Source organism: Peribacillus sedimenti, assembly GCF_046237635.1.
Classification (GTDB): Bacteria; Bacillota; Bacilli; order Bacillales; family DSM-1321; genus Peribacillus; species Peribacillus sedimenti.
Window position 1 is genome coordinate 657365 of record NZ_CP143547.1, and the last position, 18958, is coordinate 676322.

Genomic DNA, 18958 nt, shown 5'->3' on the forward strand with positions numbered 1-18958 from the left:
CCCTCTTGAGTAGTATAGAGGTTATATTTCCCAAACGACTTCCCCTTATACATGTGAGGAGCTTAATCAATAAACCATATAAAATGCTGACTCTTTTAAAAAATATCCCCTGTAGGAAGTCCTGCCAGCCCTGTAAATTGATTTCAGGCATTAATTATAGGCGATGAAGAGATATCCATGAATAATTGTAATACCTTTAAAAATGAAGAGGGTCAGAGGGAAGGAAAGTCTTTAAAGCTTAAGGAACAATTGAACCTCTGAATAAATCGACAAGGAGGTTTGGGAAAATAAAAAAACTCCCTGCAAGCAGGGAGTCCTCTTTGTTTGATATTAGGGAAGCATGTCTTGATAGGATGTCATCAGTTCCCCGTAATGCATGCTGCAGGCGATGAGGAACAAGGCGAGTGCGATGTAGAGAATCGCCCATATGATCCTCGTTTTGTTGGTTGCTTTGTAATAGTTCTCTTCTTTTTCCAGTTGAGATTCTTCTTCATGGATCTTCTTCTCGAAATCGCCTCTTTCCTTAATTCCGTAGTCATCATAGATATGAATACCTGCAAAAAGCAAACGGCTAAGCACTTCCCTTTTGGTTTCTAGCAGCTCATGCTCGTACCGTTTTTTATCTCCGATGAAAGGAAAATGCCATGCTTGGGAATTTGCTAGTTTTTGTGACGTTTGCCTCAATTCCCATTGCCACAGATTATGAATCCTGATACGTTCTTCCTCCGTAGATGCTGCATACATATCATATTGCTGGATTGCGAAGCGATATTGTTCAAGGGCGATTAGTCTTTTGTTTTGCCGCACCTTTTTCCTCAATTCCTTCCACCATGTGGATATACCAAACAACAAAAATATGAACAGCACCGGGTTGGGATTTAGAAACATATATATGATCATCCCAATGATTCCCGCTAACCAGATCTTTGTTGATATGACCCCGACAATCCTGCCGCCGTCCATGGGATGGATAGGGGCCAGGTTAAATAGGTTTAGGAAAGATCCCAGAGTAATTACCAGTAACCAAAATGGGTCATTCGTAACCGAAAAAAGCGGAAGGGCAGGGAGGAAAGCGACCGTACCAAGGAGAGGTCCCCCATACGCAAGGTAAGCCTCATCCTTTGCGTTTTTAGGTTCTTCTTTTAGTGCTATCAATGCTCCGACGAATGGCAAGAAAATTGCCTTTGAAGTTTTGATGTTTTTTCGTTTGGCGGCCAACAAATGGCCGGTCTCATGGATAAAAATAAGGTAAACCAGGGCAATTGCGAATTTCCATCCATATACCAATGCATAGGCACCCAGCGATACAAAAATGGAGAGCACGGAGGCAAACTTCGCCAGCTTGAGCAGGGCAACCAGCCATTTCAATTTCCCCAGCAGGAACAAAGCAACTGCTGCTGCGATCCCAATCCAGGATTTAGATTTTTGCTTCATCCTCCATCTCCTAATCTATTTTTTTCTTAAGGCCATTATATCTTAGTATTTTCTTAGTGGGGAACATTCCTTCTGGGCGGAGTTGAAGCGGAAAAAAGATTGAAATCCAGCGCCTCCTGGTACTTGCAATTCTTTTTGTTTGTCCCGTTTACAACAATCCGCAATTTTTTCGGGGATATGACCGCTCCCGGTATTGTTGGATATGAAGCCACTTCTTAAGTGGAGATTTAGAGTACGTAGGTGTCTAGTTTAGTTTCTAGTATTTGTATAAGAATCCCCCAAATCCACCCGAAATTTCGTCAGGAAAGAAGGAAATATGCGATATATCGAGAATTTAAATAAATGTTGGAATAATAGGTATTTTATACCATAAAAGGGGATGGATTGAATGAAGAACAAAAAGAAAGTAGCAAGTTTATTGCTTGCGAGCGCTTTAATGGTCGGTGTACCTTTTAGTGTAAGCGCCAAAACTGCGGCAAAACCGGCACTAAAACCAGTTCCGCCAAAAACTGTACAGTATGTAGCGCTGGGAGATTCATTGGCGGCTGGACAAACTCCAAGTGGCTATATTGATTATGGTTATCCAGACTATGTAGCAAGCTACTTCACTGCAAACAGCAAGCTGTATAAGCTTGCCGACTTTGATAATTTTGGTGTACGGGGTTACACTACTGAAAACGTGAAAAAAGATTTACAAAGTAGTAAAAAGATTCAAAAAGAAGTTAAAGAAGCAACACATATCACTATTGATATCGGGGCCAATGATATTTTGGGAGTTATGAAAGATCCAAGCAAGGCCCAGGAGGCACTAGCTGCAATAGATGCCAACATTAGAGATATTTTGGCTAAGATTGACAAGTTGAATCCCAAGGCCAAGGTATTTGTGATGGGTTATTATAATCCTTATCCATACCTTCCTGAACTTGAACAACAATCCATAGTGAGCATTGTAAAATTAGGAAACTCTAAAATCGAGGCAGCAGCAAAAGCGCATGGCGATACCTATGTCCCAACCATGCAGATAATTAATGTAACGAAGGACAACAAATTTCAACAGTATCTAACGAATCCAGCTGACATCCACTTAAGTGATGCAGGATACAAAGTAGTAGCAGCAGAATTCTGGAAAGCAATTCTATTAAAGAAGTAAGCGCTTTCTTTGGAAGGTCGGCATTTTAAATGCCGGCCTTTTTTAATGACGCGGTGGATGTAATAGGCGGACAAGAAATGCGAGATCATCGCTACAAAGGGAGTGGATCGGTTTGCCTTTTTGAATGTAGTTAAACTCGGCATTATAATATAGGGAAACAAAGCATCATAGAGAGTAGGGTAAAAGTGAGAATCCAAAAGTATATAGGCGGGACAGGATACTGTTCGCGCCGGGAAATGGATCGGTTGATCAAGGAAGGAAGGGTAACGGTCAACGGGACGCCCTCTGAACTTGATACGATCGTTAAGCCGGGGGATGTCGTGCTGGTGGACGGAAAGCCGTTGCCAGAGATTCAAAAACCGACTTACATTGCTTTGAATAAGCCGGTAGGGATTACTTGTACGGCAGCAGAGCATGTATCCGGAAATATCATTGAATTCGTGGAGCATCCATCAAGAATATTTCCGGTGGGGAGACTGGATAAGGCATCACAGGGGCTGATCCTAATGACCAATGACGGGGAAATAGTGAATAAAATATTGAGATCAGAGCACGGGCATGAAAAGGAATATGTAGTGACTGTGAATATGCCAATTACAGATGATTTTATCCGGAAAATGTCCGAGGGTGTCGATATTATGGGTGTCACCACAAAACCCTGTAAGGTGAGCCGCATCGCAGAGTTTGAATTCAATATCATCCTTACCCAGGGACTGAACCGGCAAATCCGCCGTATGTGCAAGGCGCTCGGCTATGAAGTTACGAGGCTTGAGCGTATCCGCATCATGAATATTGCGCTGGGAAGATTGGAGACAGGAAAATGGCGGGATTTGACTGATGAAGAACTTGGAGGGCTTTTGTCACAGCTCACATAATAAAACCCGGATTTCCAAAAATAAAAAACACTGCCGGCAAGTTATCCACCCTGAAAATCGAGTGATGGAGAGGAAATCACCAGGCAGTGTTTTTTTAGCAACTACGGAAAAAACTAAAAATACTAAATGCTGAGGGCAAAAACGGCTGTGATAGGAACAAAGTATTAACAGTATCGCAATTTAATGCAAGCAAGTGTATTTTTTTATGATTGCCCCTGATTTACATTTCGAAATTCAAGGGTTATGCCCGAAATACTCGCATTTATGCTCGAAATATATTGGTTTATGTTCGAAATCAGTGATTTATGCTCGAAACAACACGGTTTAGGCTCGAAATCAGTGATTTGTGCTCGAACCTCAAAATCCATGCACATCGAAAGTATGCACGAACCTCAAAATCCATGCACCTCGAAAGTATGCACGAACCTCAAAATCCATGCACCTCGAAAGTATGCACGAACCTCAAAATCCATGCACCTCGAAAGTATGCTCGAACCTCAAAATCCATGCACCTCGAAAGTATGCTCAAACCTCAAAATCTATGCACCTCGAATAAATGCTCGAACCTAATTGCGAGTTCCAATGGCATCATTCGGGGTTTAGCTTCGCCCCATCAATACACCATTTCAGGATCGAAATAATATTTGAATTCCAGCAGATTATTTGCCGGGTCGATCAGGAAGAAGGTAACATGCTCCTCACGTTTGCCTTTAAATCTGACCGTAAGATCCTGGAAGAATGGCAATTGCTGCTGTTTGGCCATTGTCAGGACATCGTCAAATTCCTGCCGGTTCATGAATGTGATTCCAAAGTGACGGGGGTACATTTTGGGTTTCTGATCCACATCCTGAGGATTCAAATGGCAAACGAGCTGGTCACCAAAGAAGTTAAAGGTGACGCGGTCGTGATAACGCCTTGCCAGTCTGCAGCCAATCTTTTCATAAAATTCAACGGTTTCATCCAGCTCCTTGCAAGGGATGGCCAGATGAAACACTTTATTAGTATCTCTCACTTTCTTATGCTCCTGTCAAAAAGATGAAAAGTGTCAGAACGTAACCCCAAACGAAGTGTTTCAAGCGGAATCACGTCTGCGAACGGAATATTGGCGAGGTTTACATTCGAGCCAGCCAGCCGGATAAAAAAGGTTTGCAGCTTTTTGTTCGGTGCTTCGAAAATCATGTTTTCCAGCTTGATTCCTGAAGAAATAATTTCGTCTATCAAATCAGTACGCAGCTCGCCATTGCTCTGGCACATGCCGCTGGTTCCGGATTCTCTTGCTTCAGTTATGACCTTGACAGACCCCGCTTCAAAATCTTCCTGGATCCACTCGATCCATTGTGAGGAATCCTGCTCCATGGCTTTGTCGCTATCCTTGTTGCCTACCTCGCTCAGCACATGAAAATCCTTTGAAAAATCAGAGATAAAGGACGCTTTCTCTGTATTGGTCATATCAATCGTCCCGTTTGAAATCTCGATATAATTGCAATCGTTTTTCCGGCAATAATTGTAAAACTCATTAATCTTGCCCTGGCTAACAAATTTTTCGAAAAGAGTCCCCCCGAAAAAGAATGAAATACCATTATTCCTTAAACAATCAATTTTTTGTTCAAGTGTTTTGGTGATTAAAGAAGTCCCCCAGCCGAACTTAACAAAATCTATAAGGTCCGCGCTGCTGAAAATGGAATCCTGAAACTGCTGCAGGGGCAGCCCGTTATCGATTAATACTGTCCATCCATCCCGCCTTGGTTTAGACGTACGTGGCGGCAGCTGTAATCCGTTTATACTACTCATATTGCGATCCTCTCAATCGTCGGTATTTGCCTCAAGGTGTTCACCTTCATAACAAATGGGGTTTCTGTTTCCCGCATACAAAATAGGATATCCTCCGGGTCAAATTCAGGCCGGTGAGGGTCGAAAAATTTCTCCGTAACCTCAGCTGTTCTGATTCGTTCCTGTATCGCTGTTGTCTGGATTGTCCCTTTCCCATCAATAATGCCTGCCATATATTCAGCACATGCAAGGTCATCATCACTTGTCGGGTGAGAGGCTATGATATTGATGGTAAGTTCCCGATCAGCCCTGCTTTTTATCCTGGAGACATATTCTGCTGTTGTGCGGGCGTTGGAGAAACCGGTAACAAATACAAAGTCTGCCTGTAATGCATTCAAGGTGGCCTTTACGCCGTTGGTCGTCTTTTGCACCAATATTCTGCCGGTTAAATCTTCCCTTGCGATTCTGGCCGGCGAATTGTCTAACTCAAACCCTTCAATGGGCACGCCATTTACTTCACCGGCCAAAAGACAATGGGGGTTTGATTCTTTTAGCTTCCATGCATCCTCGACGGTTCCAGCGAGTAAAATCTCCTCCACTCCATTTATAAAAGCGTAATGGGCTACGGTAAATGCGCGGATGACATCAATCACAATGTTGATGTCTGCGTGGGCAAGCTGATGTTCGCTCCCCTGATAAATCTTTAATGCCATTGTATTCCTCTCCCGATGATAGGTGTGTATCCTGCTTTTGAAGCTAAAAAAATTATATTCTGTGGATTTGTACATAGTTCCGTTATACTTTTTTAGTATTTTTGCCTCTATTTGGGTATTTATAAGGGTCAGTTATATGCCAATGTGCATAATCTTTAGGTACATACCCAAATGGAAAACGTTTCTGTCTGTGCATTTACTAAGGAAGGAAAAGATGATGGGTTTATGGTGCCCGTGCCTCTGGGGCATTGACCGCCGTCGAACTGAAGTTAGGGGGGGATATGATTGATAAGAATGTTTAGCTATGAAACATGGGATGATGAGACTGCCAAGGAATTAATGGATGAACATAAAGACTACTATGACATCCTGAAATGGGCATATCAGCATTATAAAGATAAGATAGTTTATTCTTGCAGCTTCGGCGCAGAAGGAATCGTGCTGATTGATTTAATATCCAAGATTAATAAGCATGCCAGGATTATCTTCCTGGATACAGAGCTTCATTTCGATGAAACCTATGACCTTATTGAAAAAATCAAGATCAAGTATCCAAATCTTCAAATCGAGATGGCAAAACCAGATCTCAGCCTGAAGGAGCAAGCAAGACGCCATGGAAAGGAGTTATGGATTTCAGATCCAAACCGCTGCTGCCATCTGCGGAAAATTGAACCACTTAGGGAGCAGCTCACCGGGATGAAGGCATGGATATCAGGACTAAGGAGAGAGCAATCTCCAACCAGGAAGGATGTTATGTATCTTAATAAAGATGAAAAGTTTAAGGTGATTAAAATATGTCCATTGATTCATTGGACATGGGATGATGTCTGGAACTATATCAAACTCAATGACCTTCCATATAATGAACTTCACGATAAAAATTACCCCAGTATTGGCTGCAGAATGTGCACACTTCCTGTTACTGATAACTCGAGAGGAGGAAGGTGGGCGTCTACTGGAAAAACCGAATGCGGCCTCCATATTTCCGGCTAAATCAATGAGCCCATTTTAAAGGGGAGAGCAAAGATGCTCTCCCAATATATTGTTTGAACGATATGAAAAATATTCATCTATAGATTGGATTCCCTGTCGGCGGCCTCTATGTTTTTTCAATAAGTCTGGCAAAAATCAGAATATCTTAGCCTTTCTGACAATATGATGGAATAACCATGGGAAAAGGGGGGCTACCTTGAGTAATTTTTTGATTACAAAGGAAATGCTGGCCAGGTACATAGAACTTGCTAGACAAAAGAAAGAAATAGAGAACCAGTTAGATGAAATGAAAAAAGTTTTTAACCGCTATTTCGACATGTCGGCAGGGAAAAATGTCAAGGGCGAGGCTGTCATTGACGGGTATAAACTTCAGCGTCAAATAAGGAATATAGAGAAATATGACCAGGAAGTGACTGTCAAAAGATTGGAAGAGCTGAACCTGCTGGACCTCATCCAAAAGAAGCCGGATGAGGCAAAAATAAAATCCGCCCTGAACCTGAATCTATTAAAAGAAGAAGACTTAAGGGACTGTATTATTAAGAATTCCTCGCAGGCTATCATCGTAAAACAGGTGGAAGTAAAATCATAGAAAGATAGAAAAGGACCTCCATTCAGGTCCTTTATTTATTTACAGTATATACCAGTAAAAAAGAAGCTTTCTGCTGATACTATGCCAGGTCCGGCATGATATGATTTATTTACGTTTTTTACAATGAAATGAAAGCTATTCTACCACATCCCTCATTTACCGATCCAATCTAATCCTGTCATTCATAATTAACTATGATCCCAGCACGAGAGAAGGTGGCTCTGTTGAAAGTAAATGTAAAGGATATCGTTTCAAAAACCATATTAACAAAAGGGACAGGTCAATTAGACGATTATTCTCATTCTTTAAATCCATATGCCGGCTGCAGCTTTGCGTGTAAGTATTGCTATGTGCGGGAACTTCCCGTATCCCTTTTTCGCGAGGAGGAATGGGGCACCTGGGTGGATATTAAGTCAAATGCCGCTGAACTCCTGAAGAAGGATATTGCTCGGGCAAAAAAGAAAGGGCCGGTCACTATTTTCATGTCTTCCTCTACAGATCCCTATCAGCCTATTGAAGCGAAGACGAAATTAACCAGAAGTTTATTGGAAGTGATGCTGGAAGAAAGGCCTGACTTCCTTTTTGTACAAACAAGGTCTCCGCTCGCCAAAAGGGATATCGACCTGTTCAGGCAGTTTGGAGATAAAATAAGGGTATCGATGACCATTGAAACGGATAAGGAGGATATCCGCAAGGAATTCGCCCCCAGTGCTCCGCCGATTCCAGCCAGAATGCAGGCTTTACGCGAAATGACTGAGGCAGGTATACCCACTCAGGCTACCATATCTCCTCTTCTGCCGTGTTCCAGGGAATTTCCAAAAAAATTAAAAGGACTGGCGACAAAGGTCATCATCGATGATTTCTGGATGGGTGACGGAAGCGGCGGCCGGCGCACAAAAAAGCTTGGCATATACAGCATTTATGAAAAAACAGGCATGGAAAAGTGGTACAACCCAACAGCCTATAAAGTAGTCCTAAAGATGCTTGAAGACGAAATCGGAGAGATCGGAATCTCCAAAGCAGGATTCAGGCCTGGCAATTAATAAGTCGAAAAGTAAAGCGACCTTACCATATATTAAATGGTTCGGATTAGGAGTAGAAAAACTTAATTAGTATATTAATTTTTTGGTTCAATCACAGCTGATTTGAACCTTTTATTTTTGTGGATTTGATAAGGTTTATTCAAAAATAAATAATGGAAAGACTCCAAGAAACCATCAGATCAAATTAGCGATAAGCTTGTGTTTTAATGATTCACTAATCAGGGTGCTAATTTAATTGCTAAAATGAATACAAAAGAGGTGCTAATTGCATCTCTTTTTAAATAATAAATTTTAACTTTGCACTCAAAAGCTGAACCCGTTATGCAAATATGGGGACGCTTTTTTTTAATGGGTTCAAACTTTTACGGATATAAAAGAAGGTTGGCACAAAGTAAGCGAATTCATGTTAACGTCCTTTCATTCAACAAAAAGTTATGATAAATGTCCATAGTGCCCATACTTGTAGAGGGTATCAGGTCTGCACAGCAAAAATACGCCTCAAGACTTAGAATCTTTTATGTTTCAGGTCTATAGCCAGTCCATCCTCTTTCGTATATCATGATATTATATAAAAAAGTAATATTTTTCCTTTCGTATGAATGAAACCAGGAAACTTGCTAATTCGTATGTTAGAGAAAGAGATTATGACAGGAGACGATGCAGTATGAATCCTTTTATTTCATTTGTTGTCCGGACGTTTTTTGCCATACCGATTGCTGTCTCTGTTTTGTTGGCCAGTTACTTCGGCTATAACCAACCCTTTATGTATTCAGTGGCGCTGGCCGTGGGGGCGGGAGCTCTTACATTTTGGCTCTCTTCCTATTATCTGAACACACGATTTTATAAAAAACATGGCCTTTCCAGAAAGGAATATCTGTTTATAAAGCGAAATCTTGATGAGGCCAAACCAAAGATCCACCGGCTCCACAAGGCGCTTATTTCGATCAGGCATATACCTTCCCTCAAGCAGAGGATCGAATTTATAAAGGTGTCCAAAAAGATATACAGCATGGCTAAAAAAGAGCCGAAACGCTTTTATTTGGGTGAGCGATTCTTTTATTCCCATTTAGATTCGGCATTGGAGCTGTCCGAGAAATATGTCTTGCTCGCCAGCCAGCCGAAAAAGAGCAGGGAGATGGAGCGATCCCTGGAGGAAACGTGGCGGACTTTAGGTGAATTAAAACGTTCCGTCGAGGAGGATTTATATCATATCCTATCTGATGATATAAACCAGCTCCATTTTGAAATTGATGTGGCCAAGCATTCTTTGAAAAAATAACAAAGGAAATTTATAAAGAAAGCGGGAAGCATGATGAGCGAAAACAATCCAACCCTGTTGCAAAATACAAGCAGTGCAGATTTAATGGATGAATTGTTATCAGATCCATTCAGTATGGAACAAAAAGACCTGTCCGCTGTTCCATCTCAGGAACAGAAACAGGTTAAACTGATTGATGTTATTCCGGAAGAAAATCGCGCAAAAGCGTATCAGATTGCAGAGCAGATCGATCCTAAAAATCACCAGGCGATGATTTCCTATGGGACTGCAGCGCAATCGAAGCTATTGTCTTTCTCCAATACTATGCTTGAGCATGTACAGCAAAAGGATATCGGCCAGATTGGGGAAGTCATAGGCGACTTGATGAAGAGGCTGAACGAAGTGAATCCGGACGAACTAAAGGCGGAAAAGCCTTCACTGATAGGGCGGATGTTCGGAAAGGTGTCTGGTTCGATACAGGAAGTGCTGTCAAAATACCAGAAAACCGGAGCCCAGATCGACCGGATCAGTGTAAAGCTGGAAGGCAGCAAGAATGTCCTGATGTCGGATATCATCATGATGGAAAAGCTCTACGAAAATAACAAAGACTACTTTCAGGCTCTAAACATTTATATTGCAGCTGGCGAGCTAAAGCTAGAGGAATTGCATGGCAAGACCATTCCGGAGCTGCGCAAGGCTGCCGAGGCCACAAATGACCAGATGAAGTTCCAGGAAGTAAACGACATGCTTCAATTCGCAGACCGTCTGGATAAAAGGCTGCATGACCTGAAACTAAGCCGGGAGATCACGGTCCAAAGCGCCCCGCAAATCCGTCTCATCCAGAACACCAATCAGGCGCTTGTGGAGAAGATTCAATCTTCCATCCTGACAGCGATTCCTCTATGGAAGAGCCAGGTGGCGATCGCATTGACGCTGATCAGGCAGCGCAATGCCGTTGAAGCGCAAAAACAGGTAGCAAAGACCACAAACGAACTATTATTAAAAAATGCGGAGATGCTGAAAACCAATACACTGGAGACTGCCCGGGAAAATGAGCGGGGGCTGGTCGATATTGAAACATTAAAGAAAACCCAAGAGAATTTAATTTCCACACTGGAAGAAACGCTGCGCATCCAGGAGGAAGGGCGAAACAAGCGGCGCCAGGCGGAACTGGAGCTTGGCAGTATGGAAACCCAATTGAGGCAGAAGCTGCTTGAAGTAAAGGGCGGCTGATGCCTTACAAGCATGCCAGCAGGCTAATGCTAGTTCATATGTTTTAAATTTCGAAAACTAAATTAATGTAAAACCGATTCCATTACCATGGAATCGGTTTTTTGCTTTGCCTTCATAAAATTTAAAACCGAAAGCAGATGGGCGCTCCCATCTGCTTTTTTATAACAAGCTCAAGATTCCTTCAGTCCCAGATTCCAATATGGGCGAATTCCATCATGGGGAAAGAATCGAGGTTTAACCAAATATTTGGATTCCGGAAATTCAGACTGGTTTGGAATTTCTATCAATCCAGAGGGAGCAGCAAACCAGATTGGGAAAAAACGGTCCTGGCTGAAGGATTCCATTTGGGGATAAGGCCACTTTTTGCCGGAATGCAGCAGAAGCCATTGGACTCCCTTTAACAGGCTCGCACCATTCGCGGCTTTGTATGACCACAAGTCCATGCCCCATCGGGAAGCTATCTCAGATAGAGAAATCCATCCCTGAAGGTTGAAGCAGCAGTAGTGCGCCGTGTTGGTCCTCGTCATTTCCTCCGGTTGGGAACCATCGGTTTCAAATTGTAAGGGTATTCTGGATTGTGCCCGTATCAGCGATTCAAATAAAACCTTCTTTTCAGCAAGATAATCCGCTATGGCTGAAACCTGCAGGTCATAGTATGTTCCGTGATTATTTTTTGCGGCGCGCTCCTTTTTTCCCTGATTTGATTGTAATAGCCATTCAAGATAATTTGATAGCCAGCTTTTAATTCCAATCACTGTTTGTTCAGGAAGCTGCCCGGATGACTCCAATAGCCGAACAGAATCGAGATAATAATAAAGGTCCTTCATTTCAATAATTCCAGTGGAAGAACCTCTGTTGTGATTCCTGCCCATCCTGACTTGTGCAAAATTTAAATGGGGGGACATGCGTGTAGACTCATTAACAAAGAACCGGTCCAGTATTCGTGCGCCGTGCTGTGCATATGTTTCTTCTTCAGTAAAGAACCACGCCAGTGCCAAGCTGACAGAGTCATCGAAAACCCTTTGAAGCCGTGTTCGATCATATTTATCACTTTCTGGCTCGTATAGGCGGGTGCCTGGAACCCGTTCCCCGTCTCTTTGGATATAAGGGAGTCCATCTTCTGTATCAGGATTAGGCCACCAATACGGAGCAGGATGCCAATAATCATTGATATCGCCGCTTGGAGGGAGCGTAGTTTTATCAGTGACGGAGTAGGGTCCCCTTTTTAAAGCGGCTTTCGCTTCAGAAAAAAGCATTTGTACAGGAACCAGGCAACCGCCGGGGGAATAATGCCTTTCCTTTTCGGCAATAAGGGTGCCGTAATCGTAAAATGACAGGGAAAGAGGGTTTTCAGGCTTCATCGCATATCGCATATCAAGAGATCTGATTATGGAAATAATTCCGTCCATTCGGGCAAGTCCCCGTCGGTTGAAGCTCTCGGCACTATCAAGCTCCAGTGATTTCATGCCTGAGAATAAGCGGGCGACCCAGCCTGCAACTCCAAACTGATGTGCTTCTCTGGATTTTTCAGGACGAGCAAGATCCCATGGGTCATTTTTCCAGCGGTCCCATTTACCTGGGATACCCAGCCGCCAAAATAATTCTATCTTGGACCTTCGTCCATAACAATATTCCTCGTTAAATTCTTCTTTTGAATCACTGCGGAAAATAATCTGGGGTTCTTCCACAGGATTAGGGACAAAATTGGTGTCAAGCAGTTCATTGTTTTCAAGGACTCTGGTCATCGGAACCACAAAATATTTTAGATGGGCAGCTGAAAGGATATCATTCCTGATTTGTTCCCATGCAGTATTTGTCAGAAAGCAATTGCCATCCCAGGGCAGGATCCATTTTGCTTTCTGTTTTCCGTCACGCAGTGCTACATTTCGTGCATGATTGTTGTTCATTACATAATTATTTTTCAGTCTGTATAGAGACGCCATTAATCTGTCACGCTGAGTGGGTCCCAAAGCTGCCATGTCCTTGCCGGAAAGATAATCCGCTTCTGGCAGACAGTCAAAGTCAAACCCGATGTTTTTATACAGATCTTCCACGAAGGGCAGATGGAGATACGGCTTATTATGTCGCTTCAGCAGTCCAATAATTTTTTCTTCTTCATCCTTATTGATAATCCTGTTTACGACCCACCATTTTGCACAGCCTTCGAATTCCTGCTCATTTTCCAGAATAAACTTCAAATTATCATATGACTGTCCCTTCTTGTGCCTTGGATATAAGTCATTTCCAATAATCCTGTAGAGGATAAATCTGTCCGGAATTTCATGCAGATTCTTGTCGATATATTCTTTCTGCAAAGAACTGATATCCGCAGGAACGCAAGAATATAAGGCTTTCATTGCATCGCTTTTTTCGGTTAATAAGGACTTTAAGACTTGTTGGTCATCTGGTGAAGGCGTGACTGAATCATTATTGCCGAAATCATTGGTATTCACAGCTGAATTCATATGAGCCTCCCTCCTTTGTGAATATGGGTTTAGTATTTAAGGCTGTACATGATCTGGTTTTAAGGTTGGTTAACAGCTTGAATAGTGCATTACATGTATTTATAAAATCCTTCTTCGTTTATAGCGTATTCAACAAGTGGGCTCCCTGACATGGGCTATTGCCTAAAATTCTGTTATTTCACCCAGCAGCTGTTAGGCTAAGCCACATTTTCAAAAGATTTTCATAAGAAAAGCTCACTCCATATTTCCGAACGTCATAAACATAAGCATACTTTACTTTCCAGGAGGAGAAATGGTTTCAATTATTGCTTGTACCTTGAGAGAGCAAATGCAGCACAATCTTTTTTACAATTATGCCCGGCAGGTTTGGGGCGAACGAAGTTAATCATTATGAAAAGAAGAGCCGACCTTTCTACACATACATCTCAAATCTTGGGAACAATGTCTTGAATTCAGTGAGGTGGTTGGCCAGACTGAGGACTGTGAATCCTTTGCCTGAAATGAGTATCCCGGTAATCCAAAAGGGATGAGGGATTATAAATTGCTTGATGGCGACTCAGAGCAAACGAAGGGGAGATGTTTTAGTTTGAGCAGTACTTTCTTGACAGAAACAGATTTGTTGTCGATAGAAAAGTGGATTTCCTGTATGGGACCCAAAATCATATCGGGTACCCAATCGCGAAAAAAAAGAACCAAACAGGCCAAAGCTGCCCTGAATTTAGAATATGAACAAATTGATAGCGGGAAACATCGCATTGTTTACGATATTGGGGATGGATATGTAGTAAAGATTGCTATGTCAGTAAGGGGTCTCAGATGTAACAAGATTGAATGGGATATGTATAATACATGCCCGCAGATCCTGCGGAAGCATCTTTGTCCGATAGCAGAGTATGGACATGGCTGGATCATAATGAAAAAGATGGATACAAGAGTAGCTGAAAATGAAATCTATGATAAGAAATTGGCGGATATGGAAGAACTTTTTTTGTCACATGGGATAAGGACATCGGATGTTCGTCTGGATTCGAATGCTCCAAAGAGGAGAAATGTAGCGTTAACAGAGCAGGATGAAATCGTTTTTATTGATTACGGGAATTTTAAATATATAGAGACAGCAAAATAGGAATCTGTAAGAATGTCGCCAGAATGCAAGAACAGCAATCCCTGTCAGGAATTGCTGAATCTTCGCATCTAAGAATTAGAATCCATCTTCCCCGCCTGCGAGAGGAATATTGAGCCGGCCTTCGACGGCGCGGAGCCTTTGATTCAGCCGCTGCAGGCGGCGGGTGTGACGCTCGTCATTTTGGTTCAGTCGTGAAATTTCCTGGTTTATCCGGCCAATTTCTCTGTTAAGACGGGATATTTCTTGAGAAAGCCGGCTTATTTCTCTAATTTGTTCTTCATTTTGCCTTTCCAATTGTCTTACTCTTCGTTCCAGGGATGATACAGCCTGCTGTCGGTTTTCGATGGATTCTTCTTGAGGCTGTTCATACGGAACATGGTAGTAGTGTAAATACTCGCTGGTATCCCGAGGAGCTGTGTAGGGAGGATAATAATAATACGGGTTCATTGGGAAACACTCCTTTTTTGATTCTGTGTAATTCTTTATAAGTTATGTCGTTTGGATGAAAATGGAAGGGCAGCAGCCCAAAATGGATTCGGGGGAGCAGAAAGGAGCCCAGCCAATCAAAATATCGAATGAGGAAAAGGTCTCTCTAATAGCCTGGACCTTAAAAAAACGAACCTAGCAAATTAGTGAGAGATTTATTGTTGACTTTATTACGTTTTTATATTATGATAAATTCAAATAATCGAATAAGCCTCCTAAAGGGGAGTAGCTTTCACAACGTAGTCGTCATTTCGGAGATCTGTCTCCCGGCTGTGTTGGCAACTATTATGTTGTTAGCAAGACCTTTACCGATTGGTGAAGGTCTTTTTATATTTTTGTATGGAAAACCTTTACCGAAATATGGTAGAGGTTTTTTTGATTTCTGACAGAGTCCGCAAACAAGGGAGGTTCCAGCATTATGAAACGAAAGAAACTATCTTTCTCAGAGCTTGTCAAAAAGAACAAGGAAGAGCTGCTGCAAGATAAGCTGCAGCTAGAGAAAATTGAGAAGAAAATGGATGATAAGCATAGGAAAGCTTAATTTAATTAGCACATATTTACATGGAGGGTCTTGATTGATACTAAGGAAATATATGTCACTATTGGGGATTGGCTCTGCGAATATCGATTTGGTTTTACCAAAGGAAATGTATAAGCCAGGTGAATCGGTTCAGGGAAGTTTGGTTATAAAAGGCGGCATTATTGAGCAGCAATTAAAGCGTATAGATTGCGAGTTTATTATGAACGATAAGGCCTCCGGCAAGGAGCAGGTGATCGACGCCAAAACGATACTGACTACCAGGCGTATTCAGGCAGAAGAAAGCAAAGAAATATCATTTGGTTTCACACTGCCCGACTTCGTCAGGGAATCGACAGAATCGATTTCATACTACTTCAAAACCAGACTGACTTTTAACGAAGGTATCCACAGCAGAGACCAGGACGTGATTTATATTGTCCAGTAGGATGAAAGTGCACTGCCACAAACTAAAAGGACGGTGACTATATTGTTCAAATTTCTCAAAAGAATGAAGTTTATTCTTAAATTTTGGAAGTTCCTCCCCTTCCTGAAGGAATTTTTTGTTTCAGCGGAGGTACCGCTCCATAAAAAAGGACTGGGAATTTTGCTGATTTTAACATATATATTTTTCCCGTTCGACCTGATTCCTGACTTCCTCTCTCTCATTGGAGTAATGGATGATGTCATGGTTGCCGGTTTCGTCCTTAATTGGATGGTGAAAATCGCGCCAAGGCAGCTAAAGGAAAAATACGGATTCATCGAAGAACCACTATAAAAAATTGAGGGGAAATACGCGACATGGATATTTCGCTATTGTTTGAATACAGCTGGGTTTTGCTATTATTGATTGCTTTGGAAGGACTGCTGGCTGCTGATAACGCTCTTGTATTGGCAATCATGGTAAAGCATCTTCCCGAGGAAGAACGAAAGAAAGCACTATTCTATGGTCTTGCGGGAGCGTTTGTCTTCCGATTTGCATCATTATTTGCGATATCGTTCCTGGTAGATGTGTGGCAGGTCCAGGCAATCGGCGCATTATACCTTTTATTTATTGCAGGGAACCATATTTTCAGGAAGCTTATAGTAAATAAGAGCAAGGAAAAAACCGGAAAAGTGGAAAAAAAGAAGTCTGGTTTTTGGCCAACTGTCATTAAAGTAGAGCTCGCGGACATTGCCTTTGCAGTTGACTCGATATTGGCTGCTGTAGCTCTGGCTGTAGCGCTGCCCGATACGAATTTACCGAAGATTGGCGGGCTTGATGGAGGAAAGTTCCTAGTTATTTTTGCGGGAGGATTCATTGGATTGTTAATCATGAGATTTGCAGCTAACTTCTTCGTAAAACTATTGCAGTCAAAGCCTGGCCTAGAAATAGCTGCTTTTATGGTTGTCGGATGGGTCGGAGTAAAGCTTGCTGTTTACACACTATCCCATAAAGCGCTGGGGATCCTTCCAGAAGCTTTTGCGAAATCAACTGAATGGAAGGTTTCATTCTATGTCGTGCTCGTCCTGATTGCCTTGGGCGGCTGGTTCCTTTCAAAGGACAAGGGACACGCTGGCGAAAAAACGAGTGCCACAGTATAAGGACTGATTTTAATAGCGTTCTGTCATAGTCAGGGGCAATCACTGGATTGCTCCTGAATTTTCTTATACAATAGAGATATGCTTTTTCCAAAATATAATAAATCTGAAACATTTATGAATAAAATAAAACCCATAAATTAAAATACAGAAGAGTACTAATATGTGATCGTAGAATTCTTCTATTTTAGAGGGTCCTTGATAATTCTGGAGGTTGGTCTTTTTGGCAACGGAAATATTGGTACTTTTAGTACTGATCATCTTAAATGCGTTTTTTGCAGCATCAGAAATAGCTCTCATCTCGTTGAATGACAATAAAATTAAATTAATGGCGGAAAGCGGGGATAAAAAAGCAGCTCTAATTCACAGATTGCTTTCTAACCCAAGCCGGTTTTTGGCAACGATCCAGATAGGAATCACACTGGCAGGTTTCTTAGCCAGTGCGTTCGCGGCAGGCAGCTTCGCTGCAAGCCTGGCAGGGACATTAACCAGAATGGGAGTTCCACTGGATCCCGATATGCTGGAAACCATATCGGTTGTAGTCATTACGTTAATTCTTTCTTATTTCACGTTGGTACTGGGAGAGCTTGTTCCAAAAAGGCTAGCTTTACAAAAAGCTGAGGCAATCGCAATGTTTGCGGCACGGCCGCTGGCTATTTTATCAAAAGTTACTTCCCCGTTTGTTAAATTCCTAACCTTTTCTACCAATATCATTGTCCGCTTATTTGGCGTTGACCCTAATGCGGAAGACGAGAATGTGACGGAAGAGGAAATTCGGATGATGGTCGACGTGGGACAGGAAAGAGGAACCATTCAGGATTCCGAGAAAATCATGATTGATAACATTTTTGAATTTGATAACAAAACGGTTTCAGACATTATGACCCATCGAACAAATATCGTGGCAGTCCCGATTGATTATACACTGAAAGAAACCGTCCATATTGTGAATGTAGAGAAATATACGCGTTTTCCAGTTTATGAAGAGAATATAGATAACATCGTAGGTATTCTTCATTCAAAGGATTTGATTCAATTTGTGGAGGATTGTGAGCACAAGAAATTCAACCTGCGGGATATGCTTCGGGAACCCCTTTATGTGCTTGAATCCATAAGGACAGACTTCCTTTTTAAGGAGATGCAGAAGAATAATGTGCACATGGCTATTGTTATAGATGAGTACGGCGGGACCGACGGAATCGTTACAATAGAAGACTTGATTGAAGAAATTGTAGGCAATATCTTTGATGAATACGACGAACCGGAAATAGAAGAGCAGGAAATAGTAGAGCTGGATTCCCACACGTATTTAATGCACGGGACGACGAATCTTGAAGATGTGGCTGAAAAGCTCAAAATAAATCTGCCTCTCGATGATTTTGACACGCTAAGCGGCTTTGTGATTGGACAGCTTGGATATATACCGAACAATGATGAAACCCCATCCATAGAATTCGAAAATGTGACATTTAAAGTGGAAGAGATGGACGACAGGAGAATCCTGAAGCTCAGAGTGAATATCAACGAACCTCAAACAGCAGAAGAATAAGCGAGCAGAAGTACCCCTTAACAAACAGAGGGGTGCTTTTTTTGTGTTACTGGAACAGAAGGGCTGGCAGGTGGCAGGAAGGAGGCTAAAACAGCAGAGATTAACAGTGGGTCAGGTCTTAGGGAGTGCATTAAACCAGCATATTAACAGGAAAGTTCGTTAAATCACCATGGCAT

19 protein-coding genes are annotated in these 18958 nt (G+C 42.1%); 13 read left to right on the forward strand and 6 right to left on the reverse strand.

The window, feature by feature from the left end:
• Positions 1–330: 330 nt before the first annotated feature.
• A complete protein-coding gene (locus V1500_RS03385) occupies positions 331–1434 on the reverse strand; it encodes a site-2 protease family protein (RefSeq protein WP_409304202.1) in 1104 nt (367 codons plus the stop codon).
• Positions 1435–1822: 388 nt separating this feature from the next.
• Here V1500_RS03385 and V1500_RS03390 point away from each other — a divergent pair, with 388 nt between their 5' ends.
• Together V1500_RS03390 and V1500_RS03395 are read left to right on the forward strand one after the other, a co-directional pair.
• Positions 1823–2584, forward strand: a complete 762-nt coding sequence (locus tag V1500_RS03390; protein WP_409304203.1) for an SGNH/GDSL hydrolase family protein — start codon at positions 1823–1825, stop codon at positions 2582–2584.
• A 185-nt stretch (positions 2585–2769) separates the two neighbouring features.
• Positions 2770–3459 (forward strand): pseudouridine synthase, encoded by a 690-nt coding sequence (locus tag V1500_RS03395; RefSeq protein ID WP_409304204.1) that lies wholly within the window; start codon positions 2770–2772, stop codon positions 3457–3459.
• Positions 3460–4072: 613 nt separating this feature from the next.
• On the opposite strand, the gene V1500_RS03400 is transcribed toward V1500_RS03395, so the two are convergent.
• Genes V1500_RS03400 through V1500_RS03410 form a run of 3 tightly spaced genes read right to left on the reverse strand, consistent with a single transcriptional unit; the run spans position 4073 to position 5942 of the window.
• Positions 4073–4471, reverse strand: coding sequence for a VOC family protein (locus V1500_RS03400; protein WP_409304205.1), 399 nt, complete (start codon positions 4469–4471; stop codon positions 4073–4075).
• Positions 4468–5250, reverse strand: coding sequence for a phosphosulfolactate synthase (locus V1500_RS03405; protein ID WP_409304206.1), 783 nt, complete (start codon positions 5248–5250; stop codon positions 4468–4470). Before V1500_RS03405 ends, V1500_RS03400 begins: the two co-directional genes overlap by 4 nt.
• Positions 5247–5942 carry a 2-phosphosulfolactate phosphatase gene (locus tag V1500_RS03410; protein ID WP_409304207.1) on the reverse strand — a complete coding sequence of 232 codons (696 nt, stop codon included), beginning with the start codon at positions 5940–5942 and terminating at the stop codon, positions 5247–5249. The genes V1500_RS03405 and V1500_RS03410 overlap by 4 nt, the downstream gene beginning before the upstream one ends.
• Before the next feature lie 294 nt (positions 5943–6236).
• On the opposite strand from V1500_RS03410, the gene V1500_RS03415 reads away from it, so the two are divergent.
• From V1500_RS03415 to V1500_RS03435, 5 genes are all read left to right on the forward strand, one after another.
• Complete coding sequence (locus V1500_RS03415; protein ID WP_409305904.1) at positions 6237–6935, forward strand: phosphoadenylyl-sulfate reductase; 699 nt, start codon at positions 6237–6239, stop codon at positions 6933–6935.
• A gap of 196 nt (positions 6936–7131) precedes the next feature.
• Positions 7132–7524, forward strand: a complete 393-nt coding sequence (locus tag V1500_RS03420) for a hypothetical protein (protein WP_409304208.1) — start codon at positions 7132–7134, stop codon at positions 7522–7524.
• Between the two features lie 194 nt (positions 7525–7718).
• A complete protein-coding gene (locus V1500_RS03425) occupies positions 7719–8567 on the forward strand; it encodes a radical SAM protein (RefSeq protein ID WP_409304209.1) in 849 nt (282 codons plus the stop codon).
• A 664-nt stretch (positions 8568–9231) separates the two neighbouring features.
• Entirely contained in the window at positions 9232–9846 is a 615-nt protein-coding gene (locus tag V1500_RS03430) for a 5-bromo-4-chloroindolyl phosphate hydrolysis family protein (protein WP_409304210.1), read from the forward strand.
• A gap of 33 nt (positions 9847–9879) precedes the next feature.
• Positions 9880–11058: a toxic anion resistance protein gene (locus V1500_RS03435; protein ID WP_409305905.1), complete on the forward strand. Its 1179-nt coding sequence runs from the start codon at positions 9880–9882 to the stop codon at positions 11056–11058.
• A 170-nt stretch (positions 11059–11228) separates the two neighbouring features.
• On the opposite strand, the gene V1500_RS03440 is transcribed toward V1500_RS03435, so the two are convergent.
• Positions 11229–13523 (reverse strand): alginate lyase family protein, encoded by a 2295-nt coding sequence (locus V1500_RS03440; protein WP_409304211.1) that lies wholly within the window; start codon positions 13521–13523, stop codon positions 11229–11231.
• A 586-nt stretch (positions 13524–14109) separates the two neighbouring features.
• On the opposite strand from V1500_RS03440, the gene V1500_RS03445 reads away from it, so the two are divergent.
• Positions 14110–14649, forward strand: coding sequence for a hypothetical protein (locus tag V1500_RS03445; RefSeq protein ID WP_409304212.1), 540 nt, complete (start codon positions 14110–14112; stop codon positions 14647–14649).
• A 75-nt stretch (positions 14650–14724) separates the two neighbouring features.
• On the opposite strand, the gene V1500_RS03450 is transcribed toward V1500_RS03445, so the two are convergent.
• A complete protein-coding gene (locus V1500_RS03450) occupies positions 14725–15096 on the reverse strand; it encodes a hypothetical protein (RefSeq protein WP_409304213.1) in 372 nt (123 codons plus the stop codon).
• 457 nt (positions 15097–15553) lie between these two features.
• Between V1500_RS03450 and V1500_RS03455 the strand changes: the two genes are divergently transcribed.
• The 5 genes from V1500_RS03455 (at position 15554) to V1500_RS03475 (ending at position 18782) form a co-directional block, all read left to right on the forward strand.
• Positions 15554–15676: an FbpB family small basic protein gene (locus V1500_RS03455; RefSeq protein WP_409304214.1), complete on the forward strand. Its 123-nt coding sequence runs from the start codon at positions 15554–15556 to the stop codon at positions 15674–15676.
• A 34-nt stretch (positions 15677–15710) separates the two neighbouring features.
• A complete protein-coding gene (locus V1500_RS03460; protein ID WP_409304215.1) occupies positions 15711–16100 on the forward strand; it encodes a sporulation protein in 390 nt (129 codons plus the stop codon).
• 159 nt (positions 16101–16259) lie between these two features.
• Entirely contained in the window at positions 16260–16430 is a 171-nt protein-coding gene (locus tag V1500_RS03465; RefSeq protein ID WP_409304216.1) for a YkvA family protein, read from the forward strand.
• A 23-nt stretch (positions 16431–16453) separates the two neighbouring features.
• Positions 16454–17236 carry a TerC family protein gene (locus tag V1500_RS03470; RefSeq protein WP_409304217.1) on the forward strand — a complete coding sequence of 261 codons (783 nt, stop codon included), beginning with the start codon at positions 16454–16456 and terminating at the stop codon, positions 17234–17236.
• Between the two features lie 220 nt (positions 17237–17456).
• Complete coding sequence (locus V1500_RS03475; RefSeq protein WP_409304218.1) at positions 17457–18782, forward strand: hemolysin family protein; 1326 nt, start codon at positions 17457–17459, stop codon at positions 18780–18782.
• The last annotated feature ends 176 nt before the right edge of the window (positions 18783–18958 follow it).

Coding starts and splice junctions, on each gene's coding strand:
- V1500_RS03385 (WP_409304202.1), bottom strand. CDS start 1,434: ATGAAGCAAAAATCTAAATCCTGGATTGGGATCGCAGCAGCAGTTGCT.
- V1500_RS03390 (WP_409304203.1), top strand. CDS start 1,823: ATGAAGAACAAAAAGAAAGTAGCAAGTTTATTGCTTGCGAGCGCTTTA.
- V1500_RS03405 (WP_409304206.1), bottom strand. CDS start 5,250: ATGAGTAGTATAAACGGATTACAGCTGCCGCCACGTACGTCTAAACCA.
- V1500_RS03410 (WP_409304207.1), bottom strand. CDS start 5,942: ATGGCATTAAAGATTTATCAGGGGAGCGAACATCAGCTTGCCCACGCA.
- V1500_RS03415 (WP_409305904.1), top strand. CDS start 6,237: ATGTTTAGCTATGAAACATGGGATGATGAGACTGCCAAGGAATTAATG.
- V1500_RS03425 (WP_409304209.1), top strand. CDS start 7,719: ATGATCCCAGCACGAGAGAAGGTGGCTCTGTTGAAAGTAAATGTAAAG.
- V1500_RS03430 (WP_409304210.1), top strand. CDS start 9,232: ATGAATCCTTTTATTTCATTTGTTGTCCGGACGTTTTTTGCCATACCG.
- V1500_RS03435 (WP_409305905.1), top strand. CDS start 9,880: ATGAGCGAAAACAATCCAACCCTGTTGCAAAATACAAGCAGTGCAGAT.
- V1500_RS03440 (WP_409304211.1), bottom strand. CDS start 13,523: ATGAATTCAGCTGTGAATACCAATGATTTCGGCAATAATGATTCAGTC.
- V1500_RS03450 (WP_409304213.1), bottom strand. CDS start 15,096: ATGAACCCGTATTATTATTATCCTCCCTACACAGCTCCTCGGGATACC.
- V1500_RS03455 (WP_409304214.1), top strand. CDS start 15,554: ATGAAACGAAAGAAACTATCTTTCTCAGAGCTTGTCAAAAAGAACAAG.
- V1500_RS03470 (WP_409304217.1), top strand. CDS start 16,454: ATGGATATTTCGCTATTGTTTGAATACAGCTGGGTTTTGCTATTATTG.